12 protein-coding genes are annotated in these 16,218 nt (G+C 69.6%); all 12 read right to left on the reverse strand.

Annotation, left to right across the window (positions count from 1 at the left end; genetic code table 11):
* Window positions 1–3: 3 nt before the first annotated feature.
* Window positions 4–1,533, reverse strand: coding sequence for a hypothetical protein (locus WMF27_RS37720; protein WP_437764063.1), 1,530 nt, complete (start codon window positions 1,531–1,533; stop codon window positions 4–6).
* Window positions 1,534–2,949: 1,416 nt separating this feature from the next.
* Window positions 2,950–4,023, reverse strand: a complete 1,074-nt coding sequence (locus WMF27_RS37725) for a tellurite resistance/C4-dicarboxylate transporter family protein (protein ID WP_437764062.1) — start codon at window positions 4,021–4,023, stop codon at window positions 2,950–2,952.
* Complete coding sequence (locus WMF27_RS37730; RefSeq protein ID WP_437764061.1) at window positions 4,024–4,248, reverse strand: DUF6755 family protein; 225 nt, start codon at window positions 4,246–4,248, stop codon at window positions 4,024–4,026.
* Window positions 4,245–4,799 carry a ubiquinol-cytochrome c reductase iron-sulfur subunit gene (locus WMF27_RS37735; protein WP_437764060.1) on the reverse strand — a complete coding sequence of 185 codons (555 nt, stop codon included), beginning with the start codon at window positions 4,797–4,799 and terminating at the stop codon, window positions 4,245–4,247. The genes WMF27_RS37730 and WMF27_RS37735 overlap by 4 nt, the downstream gene beginning before the upstream one ends.
* Before the next feature lie 8 nt (window positions 4,800–4,807).
* Window positions 4,808–5,443, reverse strand: a complete 636-nt coding sequence (locus WMF27_RS37740) for a 4Fe-4S dicluster domain-containing protein (RefSeq protein ID WP_437764059.1) — start codon at window positions 5,441–5,443, stop codon at window positions 4,808–4,810.
* Window positions 5,444–5,461: 18 nt separating this feature from the next.
* A complete protein-coding gene (locus tag WMF27_RS37745) occupies window positions 5,462–7,777 on the reverse strand; it encodes a molybdopterin oxidoreductase family protein (RefSeq protein ID WP_437764058.1) in 2,316 nt (771 codons plus the stop codon).
* Window positions 7,774–8,940 carry an MFS transporter gene (locus tag WMF27_RS37750; RefSeq protein ID WP_437764057.1) on the reverse strand — a complete coding sequence of 389 codons (1,167 nt, stop codon included), beginning with the start codon at window positions 8,938–8,940 and terminating at the stop codon, window positions 7,774–7,776. The genes WMF27_RS37745 and WMF27_RS37750 overlap by 4 nt, the downstream gene beginning before the upstream one ends.
* 206 nt (window positions 8,941–9,146) lie before the next feature.
* The gene (locus WMF27_RS37755; protein WP_437764056.1) at window positions 9,147–9,431 is read right to left on the reverse strand and encodes a helix-turn-helix domain-containing protein; all 285 of its coding nucleotides are present in this window, start codon (window positions 9,429–9,431) and stop codon (window positions 9,147–9,149) included.
* Window positions 9,432–9,815: 384 nt separating this feature from the next.
* Window positions 9,816–10,556, reverse strand: coding sequence for a hypothetical protein (locus WMF27_RS37760; protein ID WP_437764055.1), 741 nt, complete (start codon window positions 10,554–10,556; stop codon window positions 9,816–9,818).
* Between the two features lie 169 nt (window positions 10,557–10,725).
* Window positions 10,726–11,457, reverse strand: coding sequence for a PspA/IM30 family protein (locus WMF27_RS37765; protein ID WP_437764054.1), 732 nt, complete (start codon window positions 11,455–11,457; stop codon window positions 10,726–10,728).
* An 88-nt stretch (window positions 11,458–11,545) separates the two neighbouring features.
* Window positions 11,546–13,090 (reverse strand): hypothetical protein, encoded by a 1,545-nt coding sequence (locus WMF27_RS37770; RefSeq protein WP_437764053.1) that lies wholly within the window; start codon window positions 13,088–13,090, stop codon window positions 11,546–11,548.
* A 202-nt stretch (window positions 13,091–13,292) separates the two neighbouring features.
* Window positions 13,293–16,058 carry a pyruvate, phosphate dikinase gene (ppdK, locus tag WMF27_RS37775; RefSeq protein ID WP_437764052.1) on the reverse strand — a complete coding sequence of 922 codons (2,766 nt, stop codon included), beginning with the start codon at window positions 16,056–16,058 and terminating at the stop codon, window positions 13,293–13,295.
* Between the last annotated feature and the right edge of the window lie 160 nt (window positions 16,059–16,218).

Raw genomic sequence — 16,218 nt, forward strand, 5'->3', positions numbered from 1 at the left:
TGATCAGGTCGCGGGCACGACGGTGATCTCGCCGCTGGTGTAGAGCGCCGAGGTGTCCCAGGCGAGGCCTGGGGCGAGCGGCACGGCGATGTTCACGGCGGCGAACGTCCCCGCGAGGTCACCGCCCCAGCCCAGCAGGGCGATGGTGTCCCCGACCTGAAACGACACGGAGCTGTCGGCCGGGACGACCTCCAGCCCCCCATCGAGGAGGAGGTCCCCGTCGACCTGGAGGAGCGGCGAGGGGCTCGCTCCCCCGACGACGATCCTCAGGGTGGCCCCCGGCCCCTGGCTGTAGCCGCCGACGATGTCCGTCGCCGGGTGAGCCTCTCCGACCGAGAGCTCTCCGGACTGCATGTTGGCGAGATCGCCCACGAAGCTGCCGGTCTCGAGGCGCCCGCCGGCGAAGTCGAGGTCGCCCTCCTCGACCTCCATGGCGCCCGCGATGAGGTCGCCGTCCTCGATGCGCACGGAGGGCCCCAGGTAGGGATAGAGGCCGACGGCCTTCGGCGCGGTCCGGAGGAGGCCGTCGATGCTCACGAAGGCGTCCTTGCCGACCAAGAGCGACGGAGACTGATTGCCGCTGGCAAAGACGGTGACGTCGCCGCTGTTGAGCCATGACGCGTAGACGTCATTCACCTTGATGAAGGCGTGGCCAAGCTCGGAATGGATCTCGGTATCTTCCGTCACGAGGCTCCCGTACGCCCCGATGGTGAGCTCGCCACTTCCTTCCACCGTCCCCACGCGAAAGAGCCCCTGGTTGGTCCACGTACCACCCCAACCGTGCACGCTGGCCGCGGGGCTCATCAGAGCGTCTCGGTAGCCGATCCTGGCATTGATCGTGGAGACCTCGGCCCGGTCGATGTCCAGCGTGCCCAGGCTGTACATCCCCACGACGAACTCTCCTGTGCTCACCCACTTCGTCCCGGAGCCTGCCGCGGTCACGTGGCCGTTGCAGCTCGAGCAGCCCGACGCACCGCCGATGTAGACATTGTTCGAGAAGAAGCTCGCCCCTTGCTTGAGCTCGACGCTGCCCTGCGCCCTGAGGCCGACGTACGTATCCCCCAGGCTCGTCACGGTGGCGTCATACCCTTCGACGCGCAGGACCCCATGGTTCAGGGAGGAGCGATCGCCTACCACGAGATCCTCGGTGAGCACCTCGGCGCCGCTCTGGACGACGAGCAGCCCATGACAATCATCGCCACCGACGCAGAGCTGGATGGATCCGCTGTTGGTCCACTTCGAGCCGTACCCGATGACCTGAACCGTGCCGTTGCGATCATTCCCCACCAATGCGCCCGCGCTGAACAGCTGTCCGCCGCTCGCGACGATCACCTCCCCGCTATTGAAGGTGGGCTCCCAGGGGTCGCTCGCGCCGCCCACGCGGAGGGTGCTCGACCCCAGATCCCACGGGTCGCTCGGGCTTCCGGGCGACACGTCCCCCGTGATGGTCACGTAGGCATGCGCTGTTCCCGCCACGCCCAGCGAGGTAGCCGCGAGCAGGGTCGATAGAGCATATCGAATGTGCTTGTCCATGAATCGTACCCTCCGCCAATGGTTCAATGGTCATGAGAGCCCACCGTCGCCCTGATACCCCCGCGAGGCGGGAGCTTCATGCGCGCGCAGTCCCCCACGATTAGATCTATAGATGAATCAGTCGACCACGACAACACAATTTCGTAAGTTAGCGCAGCTTGGTCCGGCGCATTTGGTCCGGACAAGATGGTCCAGGCCGCAGAGATCAGGCCGTGAGCCCCCCGCGGTTCCCTTGGCCGGGCACCGCAGAATCAAGCGCGGCCGGACTCCGAGCGCCTGGTCCGGTGGTCATGAGAGTCCGCCGTCGCCCTGATACCCCTGCGACGCGGGAGCGTCATGCACGCGCGGTCCCCCACAGATTAACCCTGTATATGGGTCAGCCGACTATGGCAACACAATTTAGTAAGGCTTCGCATTTTGGTCCGGACGGGATGGTCCAGGCCGCAGAGATCTCGCCGCGAGCCCGCGCGGTCCCCGTGTCCGGACACCGCGGGATCGCCCGGAATGACGGAACCGCCAAGGCGCCATAAGACGCCAAGATTATTGTTGTTTTCTTGGCGCGCTTGGCGCGCTTGACGTTCTCGGCGGTTCCAAAGACCCCCACCTTCGGCCAAAGTCCCCCACCGCCCGTCGCCGCGCAGCCGGGGCGAAGCCCCCTGGATGTCCCGCCGCGCGCGCCCCCGCCCTGCTCCTGTCGATCAACAGCGCTTCCAGCACGAACCGGCTGGCCAGCCCGATCGCGCTCCCAGCGGAACCGGCTGCGACCCATCGTGATCTCCTCGAGCGCAGGCGATGCCCGAGGGGCCCCGCCGGGCACCGCGAATCGATACGGTGCGTATCCCTCCGATGCCGCGCGCAGCCGAGACATTCATGCCGAGAAGCGACGACGCGCCCTCCAGAGGAGGATCGCCCCGCGGCAGCGACCGACGCGGGACCGCGGTCCGCTCCCTGCACACGCGCTCTCTGCTCTGCGCGCGAGGCGCGATGATGCCGGGAGATGTCAGGTGATCGACCCCTTCCGCAACCTCGGACCGCGGATCGGAGCGCGGAGGTCGGAGCGCCGCGAGCCCCGCGCCGCGGCCAGCGCTCCGGGGGCCTGGCGGTGGAAGTCGGCGTTGAACCGCCAGAGCGGCCCGAGCAGCGCCGGGTCGACGAGCTGCAGCAGCGCGTACAGGTCGTCACGAGCCGCTCCGCCGCCGGCAGCGCCGCGTGGACGACCCGCGGCGCGAGCGCCTGCCCGCTGAGCGGCGTGACGCCGAACGGCTCGGCTCGCCTGGCGCGGAGGGCGTGCGGGCTGGAGCGCGGCGCGAGATCCACCGGCTCGCCGGAGCGCCGGCGAGCGAGCCTGGCAGGTGGCGGACGCGCGCTTTCGGGCGACCGTGGCGGACGCGCGCCGGCGGGCCGCCGTCGCCCCCCTCAGGCGGATGGCGCTCGGGCCTGTGCCTTGCCCGAGGCCAGCAGCGAGAGGACCATCGCGACGAAGACCACGATCCACGAAAGGAGCGCCACGTAGCTCGAGTAGCGGGGGATGATCAGCAAGAAATCCAGATCGACGGCTCGCGCCAATCGAATCGTACAGACGGTGTACATCCCCAGCGGGAACACCATTCCCCAGTACTGGGGATCGTAACGAAAGGGAAACCGGTGGACGGCGTGGCGCCAGATCCCCAGGATGACCAGGAGCGGGATCCACCAGGTCGCGGCGACCCAGAAGAAGAGCGTGAAGCCTGTCAGGAACGCCTCGATCCTCGCGATCAGCGGCGACGCCTCCCGGGCGAGCAGCAGCGTCGAGCCCGCGAGGGTCGTGATGGCCACCGCCCCCATGTTGATCCAGTAGGGCGGCGTCAACCGTTCCATCGTCATCGGAAGGAAGGTGAAGCGGTAGAAGATCAGCGTGATGATCGTGAGGTAGAGCAGGGCGCCGAGCAGGAACATGCACAGCGCGAAGAACAGCACCGGGGCGGGCGCCGTCATGCCGGGAGCAAGGAGCGAACCGAGGACGGAGACCCCCTGCGTGGCGACGATCGCGATGAGCCAGGCGCCGTTGATGCCCTCTTCGAGCGAGGGTTTCTGCTCGCGCACGATGACCGCGGTGAGGAAGCTGTACATGACGACCCCCCACAGCGCGATGCCCGCGAACCAGAGCACGCGCGCGGCGGAGGGCTCACCGCCGACGACGAGGAGCTGCGTTCCGAGCACGCAAGTCCCGGCGACGAGCGTGAAGAACCCAGGACCGCGGCCGTGATCGCGGAGATCGCCCAGCACGCGCCCGGGGTAGACGGCGAGGCGCGTGAGCAGGAGCAGGCTCAGGAGCGCGTAGATCGCGAGGTTGACCCCGAGCAGGGCGCGGGCGGTCCATGACAGACCGACGAGCTCGGACGCGATCGAGACGATGCCCGTCGCCATGACGAGCGCAAAATAGCCGGGATACAGGTCCTCGACTCCGCGCGCGATCCGGCGGGTCAGCGTCGTCCTGCCTGAGCCGTCCATCTATTCGAACCGGACCAGGTACCGGAGGAGTCCTATGTTGAGACCCAGGCACAAAAGGCTCACGAGCGCCGCGGGGAGCGCGACCGTCGTGTCGCCGCCCAGCATCGCGTTCACCGTCGCCGTGAAGAGCCAGAGCTGAAGCACGACGACCAAGATCACGAAGACGAGCATCCCGTTGATGATCGTCATGCGCTGGGCGCGGGCGATGCGGCTCCTCGGCTTCATGTCGCCGAGTCCTCGACGCCGGTCGCATAGACGGTCTCGTCGCGCACCTCGAGCAGCACGCGAGGGAGCCGTCGCTGCGGCGGACCGGCGAGCGGAGCCCCTGTGTGCAGGTCGAACCAGCCGTTATGGCAGGGGCAGTGGAGCTTGCCTTGCTCGACCGCGGGGATGACCGGGCACTGGAGGTGCGTGCACTGCTGATCGTACGCCACGAAGGCGCGCGGCCCCGTCTTCACCAGGAGCCGCGGCGTGCTGCCCTCGGGATAGGTGAACGTCTTGGCCCCCCCCACGGGGAGCTCGCTGACGGCGGCCACCGGGCGCGCCGGCGCCCTCGCCTCGCGCCGGCCGAACAGGCTCTTGTAGACGAGCCAGAGGTGTCCGACGGCGAAGGCGCCGCTCGTCAACACGACGTATTTGATCAGATCGCGGCGCGAGACATAGTCGTCCTCCGCCCAGTCGATCGGGAAGTCGCGCCGCCAGCGCGGCTGCACGGTGTCCGGGGCTCGGTCCGGCGGCACCGAGCGCGGCTCGAGAGGGCCTCGATCGCCGGTCATGGGCTGGCTCATGCTCCCCCTTCGCCCGCGAACACGTCGTCGAGCATGTCATGGCCGATGGTGGGCTCGTACATCGCCGCGGTGACGTCGATGATCTCCTGCGCCGAATCCGCCGGGACCATGACGTTCACCTTGGTCCGGATCGTCTGGGCCCCGAAGCGGAACGTGTTCACCGGCCTGGCGCGCGGGCGGAGCCTGGCCATCTCCTCGCGCGTGCCGAAGGCGAGCGCCTGGCTCGGACACACCGAGGCGCACATCGGCTTGAGCCCCACCGACGTGCGGTCGTAGCACATGTCGCATTTCATCATCAGGTTCATCCGGGTGTTCATCTTCGGGACACCGAACGGACACGCGAGCACGCAGTTGTTACAGGCGATGCAGCGCGGCTTTCGCGCCGTCTGGACGACGCCGTCCTCGGTGCGCTTGATGGCGTCGGCGGGGCAGACCTCGGCGCAGGTGGGCGAGTCGCAGTGCATGCAGATGACCGGCAGCGTCTGCGTCGAGCGCGCTCGATCCACGTAGTCGAGCTGGATCATCGATTGCCCCTTGTGCGTGTCACACTCGGTGCAGGCCTGGATGCACGACTGACAGCCGATGCAGCGGCTGGGGTCGACGAAGAATTCGTGCGTCTCGGGGACGGGCATCGTACGAGGAGCCTCCGCTCACTGCTGGGGTTCGAGGATCATTGCGTGGTTCGGAGGAGCGTCGGCCTTGCTCACCCGGACGGCGCAAACCTTGTATTCGGGGATCTTCGAGATCGGATCCTGCGCGGAGATCGTGAGCTGGTTGGCGCTCTTCCGGCCGCCCCAGTGGTAGGGGACGAAGACGGTGTCCGGCCGGATGGTCTTGACCACGGACGCGCGCAACGTGACGCTCCCTCGACGACTCTCGACCTGGGTCCAGTCCCCCTCGGCGATCCCGAGCTGCCCGGCGAGCCGCGGGTGGATCTCCACACGCGGCTCCGGGCAATGATCGACGAGCGGCCCGATGCGGCGCGTCTGGTTGCCGGACAGGAACTGGCTGACGACCCGCCCGGTCGTGAGGATGACCGGGTACGCGTCGTCGACGTCCTCGGCGGGCCCGACGTAGGGCGTGGGGTTGAAGCGAGCCTTCCCGTCGGGGAAGTAGAACGGACCGCTCCCCTTGGCCACGGGGTTCCACGAACCGGGCTCGAACAGCCGCACGGTCCCCTGGGGGCCCGGGTCGGGCGCTCCCTCCGGCGTCTCGCTCCGGCACGGCCAGAAGACGCCGAAGTTCTCCTCGATCCGCTCGTACGTCACGCCGGAGTAATCGCAGATGCCGCCCTTCGAGGCGATCCGGAGCTCATCGAACATCTCCCGCGGGCTCTCGAAGGTGAGCCCGCGCTCCCGGCCGAGGGCCTTCGCGATGTCCTGGATGATCCGCCAGTCCTGCCGCGCCTCCCCGGGACAATCGACCGCCTTGTTGATGCGAACGATGCGCCCCTCCACCTGCGTCACCGTCCCTTCGTCCTCCTCCTGGAGCGATCCCGGAAGCACGATGTCCGCGTAGCGCGCCGTCTCGCTCATGAAGAAGTCGATCGCGACGAAGAAATCGAGCTTCTCGAGCGCTGCGCGGACGAAGTTGTTGTCCGGGAGCGACACGACCGGGTTGAAGCAGATGGAGAGCAGGCCGCGGATCTCTCCGGCGTGGGCCTTGCGCATGATCTCGTACGCATCGACGCCGGGCCGCGGGAGGTCGTCGGGGCTCATGCCCCAGACGCTCGCCACGTACGCCCGATGCTCGGGATTGCCGAGATCGCGGCCGCCCGGCAGCTGATCGCACTTCTGCCCGTGCTCGCGGCCGCCCTGCCCGTTGGCCTGACCCGTGATGGTGGCGTAGCCGGAGCCCGGCCGCCCGATGCGCCCCGAAGCAAGGACGATGTTGATCGTGCTGAGGACGTTCTGCACGCCGTGGCTGTGGTGCTCGATCCCACGGGCGTGCAGCAAGAAGCTCGTCTTCGCCGTGCCCCACCACTCGGCGGCCTGCCGGATCGTCTTCTCCGCGATCCCTGTGACCTCCGCGGTCCTCCGCGGCGTCCATTCGCGCACCAGCTCGGCCACCGCGTCGAAGCCCACGGTGTGCTGCCGGATGAAGTCGTGATCGAGCCAGTCGTTCTCGATCATCAGCTGCAAGATGCCGTTGAAGAGGGCGGTGTCGCGCCCCGGTTTGACGGGGAGGAACAGGTCGCACGTCCGGGCGATCGGCGTGATGCGCGGATCGACGACGATGATCTTCGCCCCGTGCTCGCGCGCCTGCCAGAGGTAGTCCGTGGTGATCGGCGCGCACTCTGCCACGTTGGCGCCGGCGACGACGATCACCTCGCTGCCCAGGATGTCGCTCCACGGGTTCGCCGCGCGGTCGACGCCGAACGCCTTCTTGTTGCCCGCCCCCGCGCTGACCATGCACAGCCGGCCGTTGTAGTCGATGTTGGCCGTCCGCAGGCACATGTGGGCGAACTTGCCCATCAAGTACGTCTTTTCGGTCGTCAGGCTGGCGCCCGACAGGAGGGCGAACGCGTCCCGGCCGTGCTCCCGCTGAATACGCTCGATGGCGTCCGCGACCCGGCGGATCCCGTCTTCATAAGCGAGCCTCCGGAAGCCCGAAGGCGCCGCCGGGTCCTTCTCGTAGGCGGAGAGCAGGCGATCGGGGTGCGCCTGTTGCAGGTAGCGCTTGACCCCCTTCGGGCAGAGCATGCCGCGGTTGAAGGGGAACTCGTACCACGGCTCGATCCCGACGATCGTGTTGTCCTTGACCTTGAGCTGCATTCCGCACTGCTGACCGCAAAAGCAGCAATGCGTCTTCACGAGCTTGTCGGGCTCGACGCCGCTGTCGACGCGGAGGTCGCTCGCGTAGGCCCGGTGAGGTCCGAACTCGCGGATCACGCCGAGATCCAGCTCCGGCGTCGGCAAGGCGGGCCGCGCCGCAGCATTTCCGGAGGTGTCCTTCGATCCGTTCATGGGTGAAAATTCTCCGCGTCTTCCGTGTCCAGAGGGCCCTCGCCGAGCCCAGGATTGGCATACACCGGCATGGGGAGAGGCCCCTCGCTCGGCAGCGGCGCGCCGCCGCGGCGGCCATGCCACGACAACCCCTGCGCCAGCGCGAACGACGCGCGCCGGCAGGGCGGGCAGATCCATTGGTAGTGCTCGGCCTCGCTGCCAGGGATCTCGTAGCGGTATCCCAGCTCTCGCTCCACCTGGATCAGATCGAGCACGTGCATCCGCGAGGTGAAGGCGTGTCCACAGCGCCGGCAGTGCGCCTTCTCCTCGGCGCGCCCCATGTCCTTGTAGAAGCCGACGCCCAGCTGGGCCGGGCGCTGGAAGATATGGAAGAACTTGCCGAACGGCAGCCAGACGAACGTCATGATCACGGTGACGGCGTGCAGGATGGAGATGAACGTGAACCCGTACCCTTTCATCCACGTATAGCTCGCCGTCAGCATGAGCCCCGTGACGCTCACGGCGAACAGCAGGAGGAGCGGCATGAGATCCTCGGCGAACCGCTGCAGCGCGCCCGCGCCCTGCTCCCGCATCCGGCGCCGCATGGCCAGCATGACCCCCGCGATCACGAGGAACGACGCCCACACGAGGCCGTGGAACAGGAAGAACCCCAGCGCCGAGTCGTGGGGGAACTGGAACGCAGGAAATCCGAAGACCACCGCTTCGTAGAGCGCCGGATCGGAGGGCACCGGACGAAAGTGGAGCCAGCCGAAGACGAGCGGAAACGTGATCGCCACGGCGAGGGTGCAGCCCCACATGATGAGCAGGTGCGTCAAGCCGCGCAGCGCTCCGCGCCGCACGATGAAGCGGTTCATGAGCACATCCAGGCTGAAGCGGGACAGCCAGGAGCGGGCGTTGCGCAGCCGGAAGCCGCGCCGGAGGAACGCTTGCCAGCCGCGCCGCCAGTAGAGCGCGGTCGGTGGACGCGATAGCCACATCACGTAGCGGTACGTGAGGCCGAAGGTCGCGAAGAGGATCGAGAAGGTGTAGGCCACGAGCGCCGCATCGAAGTGGGCGAGGTTGCGGGAGCCCACCAGGATGAGGGCCCCGAGCACCATCGTGGCGACGAGGCCCCACGTCACCGAACGTGCGACTTCGCGGGTCGTGGTTCGTGTTCGAGTCATCGCCTGATGTCCCTCTCGACTTGCGTGAATTTGCGCGAATTTGCGTGAGCTGACGGACGAGCGTCGAGCTCAGGCGTGGATCGCGTCATTTTTGCGCCGATCCATCCCGCGTTCTCGCGCGGCGCTCTCGCGCTGTAGCACAGGCACGCGTCGAACCTCGCCGTATTTTCGTGGCGCGGGCCTCTTCTACGACCGCCTACGACCGCCTACGACCGCCGCCGGAGGCTGTGCTGGAGCAGCTGGCGCGAGATGTTCAGGAGCTGCGCCGCCTTCCGCCGGCTCCCTCCGGCGCGCGCGAGCGCCTCGTCGACCAGGATGGTGCGGACCTGCTCCTCGACCTGGATCGAGGTCCGCCGGCGATGATCCCTTGAAACGCCCCGTCCGCGAGCGCGCGATACGCCTCGGCCATCGACGCGCAGGCGACGACCTCGACGCCGCGCACCTCGAGGTGCCTCGCCCAGCGCGCGTCTGAGCCTCGCGTCGTCCTCCACGATCAGCCAGCGTAGCAGCTTGCGAAGGCAGGCCGTCCTGCTCTTACAAGGCGCCGACGCCCGCCGAATACAGCCGAGCTCACCGTCGCTACAAGCGGCTCGGAGATGGGAGAAAGATCGTCCCCGGCACGGTCTCCGTCCAGATCGATGGCCACAAGGGCTCTATCGGGCACAGTGCGTCGCTGTTCGACAACAACCGAGCGATCAGGTTCACGGCAAGCATCCACGAGGGTGACGCGTTCAATCCGGGGAGCAACACGACCAAGTTCCTCGTCCTGTGGGCGTACGAGTAGCATCGTTCGCAGCTCTCGCGGCTCTCGACGGTCGCGGTGAGCACGGGGAGACCTCGTCGCTCACCGCTCCCGCCTCCTCAAAGGACGAGCTCTACTCGATGGAGAGGGTGACGGTATCGCCTGTCAGGTACGTCACGGTGAGGCTGCCGGAGAAGATCTCCTCGAAGGTGAAGTTGCGGAGGACGAGCGAGTAGCTCGTCTCGGATATCAACGCCGCGGCGGTCGAGAAGCTGTGCTCCAGCCCCTCGAGATGGATGTCGCCCTCGAACTCGCGCGACGCGATCCAGAAGGGCTCCCCGTCCGCCATCACGGGCACCAGGGCGCACTCGTCGTTCGTGGGCTCGCCGTCGCTGAAGTCGGTTTCCCCCACGCCCCAGGCCCCGGCGACGAACGTCGCGCAGCCCGCCGTGGCGTATTCGTCCGCTGCAATCGCGAGCTCCACCGAGCCGAGGCCGCCGCCGCCCGCGCCGCCGCCGCCCTCGGCATGACCGCCCGCGCCCGCGCCGCCGCCGCCCTCGGCATGGCCGCCCGCGCCCGCGCCGCCGCCGCCCTCGGCATGGCCGCCCGCGCCGCCGCCGCCCTCGGCATGGCCGCCCGCGCCGCCGCCGCCCTCGGCATGGCCGCCGCCGCCGCCCTCGGCATGGCCGCCGCCGCCGCCGCCCTCGGCATGGCCGCCGCCGCCGCCGCCCTCGGCATGGCCGCCGCCGCCGCCCTCGGCATGGCCGCCGCCGCCGCCGCCCTCGGCATGGCCGCCGCCGCCGCCCGGGTTGGGCTCATCGTCTCCGCAGGCAACCAGCAAGCATCCAGCAAAGACAATCGATGTCCACTTCATTCGCACCTCAGCTCTCTGCGATGCGTGGGAGCGTAACATGAGCCCCATGCACGCAGAACGAGGCGACCCGGACGGCCCCCGACGCGCCCCTCGGCGCTGCCGCCCGCGCCCGCGCGCCCCGGCGTGAGCAGGCGGCCCCCGCCGGTCCGTGGTGCGGCCGCTCAGCCCCTCAGGACCCGATCCGGATCCGCTTCTTCAGCGCGGCAAGCTCGTCGTCGACCGCCGACCCGCCCGGCTTGTCCGCGCTGCCGCCGTCGGCGCCGCCGCGGCCGTGCTCGAGCTGGGCGAACTTCGCCTCCAGCTCGGCCGCCGACAGCCCGCCGCCGGAGATCGCCTCCTCGATCTCGCGCGACGCCGCGACCTGCGCCACCTGCCCCTCGACCTGCTCCTCCATGCGCCGGAACTCGGAGAACGCGCTCTGGCCGCCCCGCGCCCCGAGCCCCTCGGACCCGCCGCCGGCGCGCTGCTGCTGGATCTGCGCCGCGAGCGTGCCCTTGCGCGCCTGGAACTCCTCCTGCTTGGCCTCCATGCGCTCGAGCTCGGTCTTCATCGAGAGCACCGCCGAGCGCTGCTCCGCGCGCATCGCCTCGGCGCGGTCGCGCTCGCCCACCACGCGCTTCTTCTGCACGAGCGCCTCGCGCGCGAGCTTCTCGTCGTTCGCCTTCAGCGCGAGCTCGGCGCGCTTCTCCCACTTCTCCGCCTCGGCGTCGAGCTCGTCGACCTTCTTGCGCAGCACCTTCTCGGCCGCCACCGCGTCGACCAGCTCCTTCCGCGCCGCGCGGACCTGGTCCTTCATCTCCTCGACGATGAGATCCAGCGACTTTTTCGGATCTTCCGCCTTGTCGAGGAGCGCGTTGACGTTGCTCGAGATGACCTTTCCCATGCGGTCGAAGATGCCCATGCCGCTAGCGTGCACCGCCCCGCCGCCCCTGTAAAGCGCCCGCGCGCGGGGCCGCGGGCGCCCCCCGCGGCCCCGGGGAGACCGGCGATCAGGGCGGCGGCGGGTACGCCGGACCGAAGCTCGACTCCACCGACGACCGCGTCGTCAGCAGCGGCGTCTTCAGCGTCTCGTCCTCGTACAGCGGCCTCACCACGCAGGTGTCCTCCCCGCACTCCCCCCCCTCGACGAACGCGATGTCGGCGACCAGCCAGTACCGGGTGCTCCCGTCGGCCGGCGCGAACGTGACGGGCGCCTCCGGGTCGTAGAACCCCGTCGGGCCGAGATCCGCCCCGAGGGAGCCATTGCAGAAGATCTTGATCCGCGGGTGAACCGCGTAGTTCCGGCCATGCGCCGAGTAGTAATGGACGCCGATCCGCGTCCACTGCCCGAACGGCGGGAAATCCACGTTGATGTTCTCGGGCGCGCAAAAATCATCGCTGTCCGGGTCGGTGACGTCGGGGTCGCACGTGATGTTGTCGATGTCGAGCCGCGGGTTGTAGCAACCCTGGCCGAGCTCGCGCCACGCCTGCCCGGCGCCGCGAGGGGCGAAATAACACGTGTTCTTGGCCTCCTCCGGGTCCGCATACCAGCTCACCGGCTCCGGCGGCGACGCGCCGTCGCTGAACCACCGGAGCTCCGGGTCCGACCCCAGCGTGTCCACGGTGCAGTTGTTGTAACCGCAGTCGTCCGGCGAGCCGGAGACCGCCCACGGCCGCGTGTCGCCCGGCTTGTGCAGGTGCAGATCGAGATCCACCCCCTCGCCGCCGAGGTCGTGCTCCCACTCGAGCTCGACCCGCAGGCCGGGCGCGCCGACGTAAAGGGCATACTCGCACGAGTCGGTCGCGCCGTCGGCGAGGCGCTTCGTGTAGATGACCTTGTACTCCCCCGACTGGAGCGGCTTGTAATCATCCGCCGGGCTCGCCCCGGAGACCGCCGGACACGGGTCGATGCCCGCGGGGCAAACGACGCTCCAGGTCTCCGAGCCAGGCTCGGCGTCCACGCTGAACGTGCCTGTCCCCTCCTTCAGATCCACGTTCGCGAACGGAGGCACCCTCAGCGCGTGGCACCCCGCGGGGTTCTCGCTGAAGCACGCCTCGGTCGCGTGGCTGCCGCCGACGCAGGGCCCCCAGACGCCCACCTCGTTGCAAAGCTCCGTGCCCGGAAAGCACCCCTCCGCCCCGCGGTACGACGGATCGCCCATGAAGCACGCGTGCGCCTGCCCCGCGACGCAGGAGCACGTCTCGTCGACCTGACCGTCGCAGTCGTCGTCGAGGCCGAGGTGGTTGAGATCGCAGAGCTCCTCGGGACCGCACTGGGTCCCGCACGGGTTCACGGCGGCATCGCCGCCGCCGCCGGCGTCGTCGCCAGGGGCAGCCCCGCCAAAGCCGTTATCCGGAACGAAATCACCGCTGCCGCTGCCGCCGTCGGGCGCGCCGCCGCCGCCCGCGCCGCCTCCGCCGTCGCCGGGCGCGCCGCCGCTCGCGCCGACCTCGACGCGCGGGCCCGAGGCGAGGCAGCCGACCGCGACGAACACACCCGATGTCGCGGCCCCGAGAAATGCGAGGAGCGCAGAGGAGACGCCGAGATGACGCATGAAACCTCCATGTCTCGCCAGCGCGCGGTGGAGCGGCCCGGGCAGGCAGGCGCGCCCGGCGAGACACCGGCGATGAACAGCGAGGTTCCTGGTTTAGCAGACTTGGCGCGATACCAAAGCTCGCACGAGCGTAATCAAAGCACGCTCGTGAGAACGGATGTCCCGGCGCCCTGTCCGGGCATATGTCGCCGGAGGGTGGGTGTCAGTCCGTCGCGCGCGGACCCCTCGCGGCCTCGGCCGCGAGCGCCGCCTGCGCCGCGGCGAGGCGGGCGATGGGGACGCGGAACGGGGAGCAAGACACGTAATCGAGCCCCGCCCGCTCGAAGAACGCGATCGAGCTCGGATCGCCGCCGTGCTCGCCGCAGACACCGAGCTTCAGCCCGGGCCGCGCCGCGCGCCCTCGATCCCGCCCGATCTCCACGAGCTCCCCGACGCCGGGCACGTCCAGCGACTGGAACGGATCCTTCGCGAAGATGCCGGCCTCGACGTACGCGCCGAGGAACCGGCCCGCGTCGTCGCGCGAGATGCCCAGCGTCGTCTGCGTGAGATCGTTCGTGCCGAAGCTGAAGAACTCGGCCTCCTCGGCCAGCTCGCCGGCCCTGAGCGCGGCGCGCGGGAGCTCGATCATCGTCCCGAACCGGACGTCGACCCGCCGCCCCTTCTCGGCGAAGACCTTCTCCGCGACCCCCTCGACGAGCCCGCGCGTGAGGGCGAGCTCGCGCCGGGTCATGCTGAGCGGGATCATGATCTCCGGCTCCACCTCGATGCCCGCCGCCGCGACCTCGCACGCCGCCTCGAGGATGGCGCGCGCCTGCATCTCGTAGATCTCCGGCGACGTGATCGCCAGCCGGCAGCCGCGGTGGCCGAGCATGGGGTTGTACTCGGCGAGCTCCTCGCTCTTGCGCCGGAGCTCCTCCGCGGAGGCGCCCGTCGCCCTCGAGAGCTGCTGGAGCTGCGCCTCGTCCTGCGGCAAGAACTCGTGCAGCGGCGGATCGAGCAGCCGGATCGTCACCGGCAGGCCTGCCATCTCCCGGAAGACGCCCGCGAAATCGCTGCGCTGGAACGGGAGCAGCTTCGCGAGCGCGCGCCGCCGCCCGAGCTCGCCGTCCGCGAGGATCATCTCGCGCACCGCCTGGATGCGCTCCTCGTCGAAGAACATGTGCTCGGTGCGGCAGAGCCCGATGCCCTCGGCGCCGAAGTTGCGCGCCGTCCTCGCGTCGTGCGGCGTGTCGGCGTTCGACCGCACCCTGAGGCGCCGGACCGCGTCGGCCCACGCCATGAGCTCCTCGAACTCGCCGCTCAGCGCCGCCGGGATGGTCGGCACCGCGCCGAGGTAGACCATGCCGGTGCCGCCGTCGAGCGTGATGAGATCGCCGTCCTTCACCGTGATCGTGCCGGTCGCGCGCCCGTGATCGTCGTAGATCGTCACCGCCATCCGGCCCTGGCTCACGCTGATGGCCGAGCAGCCGGCGACGCAGCTCTTGCCCATCCCCCGCGCCACCACGGCCGCGTGGCTCGTCATGCCGCCGCGGGCCGTCAGGATGCCGCGCGCCGCCTTCATGCCGTGGATGTCCTCCGGCGACGTCTCGGACCGCACGAGGATCACCGCCCTGCCCTGGCCCGCGCGCCGCTCCGCCTCGTCCGCGCTGAAGACCACCTGCCCCGTCGCCGCCCCGGGGCTCGCCGGCAGGCCGCGCGCGAGCAGCGACTTCGGCGCGCTCGGGTCGATGCTCGGGTGCAGCAGCTGCTCGATCGAGCCCGGATCCACCCGCAGGATGGCCTCCCGCTGGCTGATCAGGCCCTCCTTGGCCATCTCGACCGCGATGCGCACGGCCGCGCGGCCCGTGCGCTTGGCGGTGCGGCACTGGAGCAGGAAGAGCTCGTTCTGCTGGATCGTGAACTCCAGGTCCTGCACGTCGCGGAAGTGCTGCTCGAGCTTGCCCTGCACCTCGACGAGCGCCGCGTACGCCGCGGGCATCCGCGCCTCGAGCGAGCTCTCGTCGTCCGCGCCGCCGCCGCCGGTGCCAGTCATCGACAGCGGGTGCGGCGTGCGCACCCCCGCGACGACGTCCTCGCCCTGCGCGTTGGGGAGCCACTCGCCATAGAAGCGCCGCTCTCCGGTCGACGGATCGCGCGTGAACGCGACCCCCGTGCCGGAGTCGTCGCCCAGGTTGCCGAACACCATCCCCTGGACGGTGCAAGCCGTCCCCCAGGCCTCCGGGATGTCGTGCATCTTCCGGTACACCTGCGCCCGGTGGTTCTTCCAGCTATCGAATACGGCGCCGATCGCCCCCCAGAGCTGCGCGTACGGCTCGTCGGGGAACGGGCGGCCCGTCGCCCCGAGGACGATATCCTTCTGGCGCTGGATCAAGGCCGCGAGCGACTCCGGATCGAGCTGGGAGTCGGGCACCTTGCGCTCGAGCTCGGCGGAGTTCAGGCGCGTCGCGTCGACGCCGAGCTTCGCGGCGGCCTGCCTGCGCGCGCGGCCGAGCGCCTCCTCGAAGCGGTCGCGGGGCACGCCGAGCACGATATCGGCATACGCCAGGATGAACCGCCGATAGGCGTCGAGCGCGAATCGCTCGCTGCCCGTGCGCCGCGCGAGCCCCCGCGCGATCTCGTCGTTCAGGCCGAGGTTCAGGATGGTATCCATCATTCCCGGCATGGACGCGCGCGCGCCCGAGCGGACCGACACGAGCAGCGGCGCCTCGGGGCTGCCGAACCCCGCGCCGCGCAGCGACTCCAGCCGGCCGATCGCCGCCTTGATCTCGTCCTCGACGCCCGCGGGGAGCGCCTTGCCCGAGGCGTAATAGGCGTTGCAGACCTCGGTGGTGACCGTGAAGCCCGGCGGCACCGGGATGCCGAGCCGGGTCATCTCGGCGAGCCCCGCGCCCTTTCCGCCGAGCAGCTCCTTCTGCTGTGCGTCGCCGTCCGCCTGCCCTGCGCCGAAGAAATATATCGATCTCCCCATGGCGGGTGCACGCTAGACCGTCCTCGCAGTCAGGTCGAGCGCCCTCGAACGGCGGAATGAGGGTACGACGGACGGCCGACCGCAGACGGGCCCACCCCGATCCAGAGCCGTCGGAACCGCGGCGCGCACCTCACGCGTGCACCTCACAAAAATACCGGCT

The organism is Sorangium sp. So ce281 (genome assembly GCF_051527395.1).
Lineage (GTDB): Bacteria > Myxococcota_A > Polyangia > Polyangiales > Polyangiaceae > Sorangium > Sorangium cellulosum_B.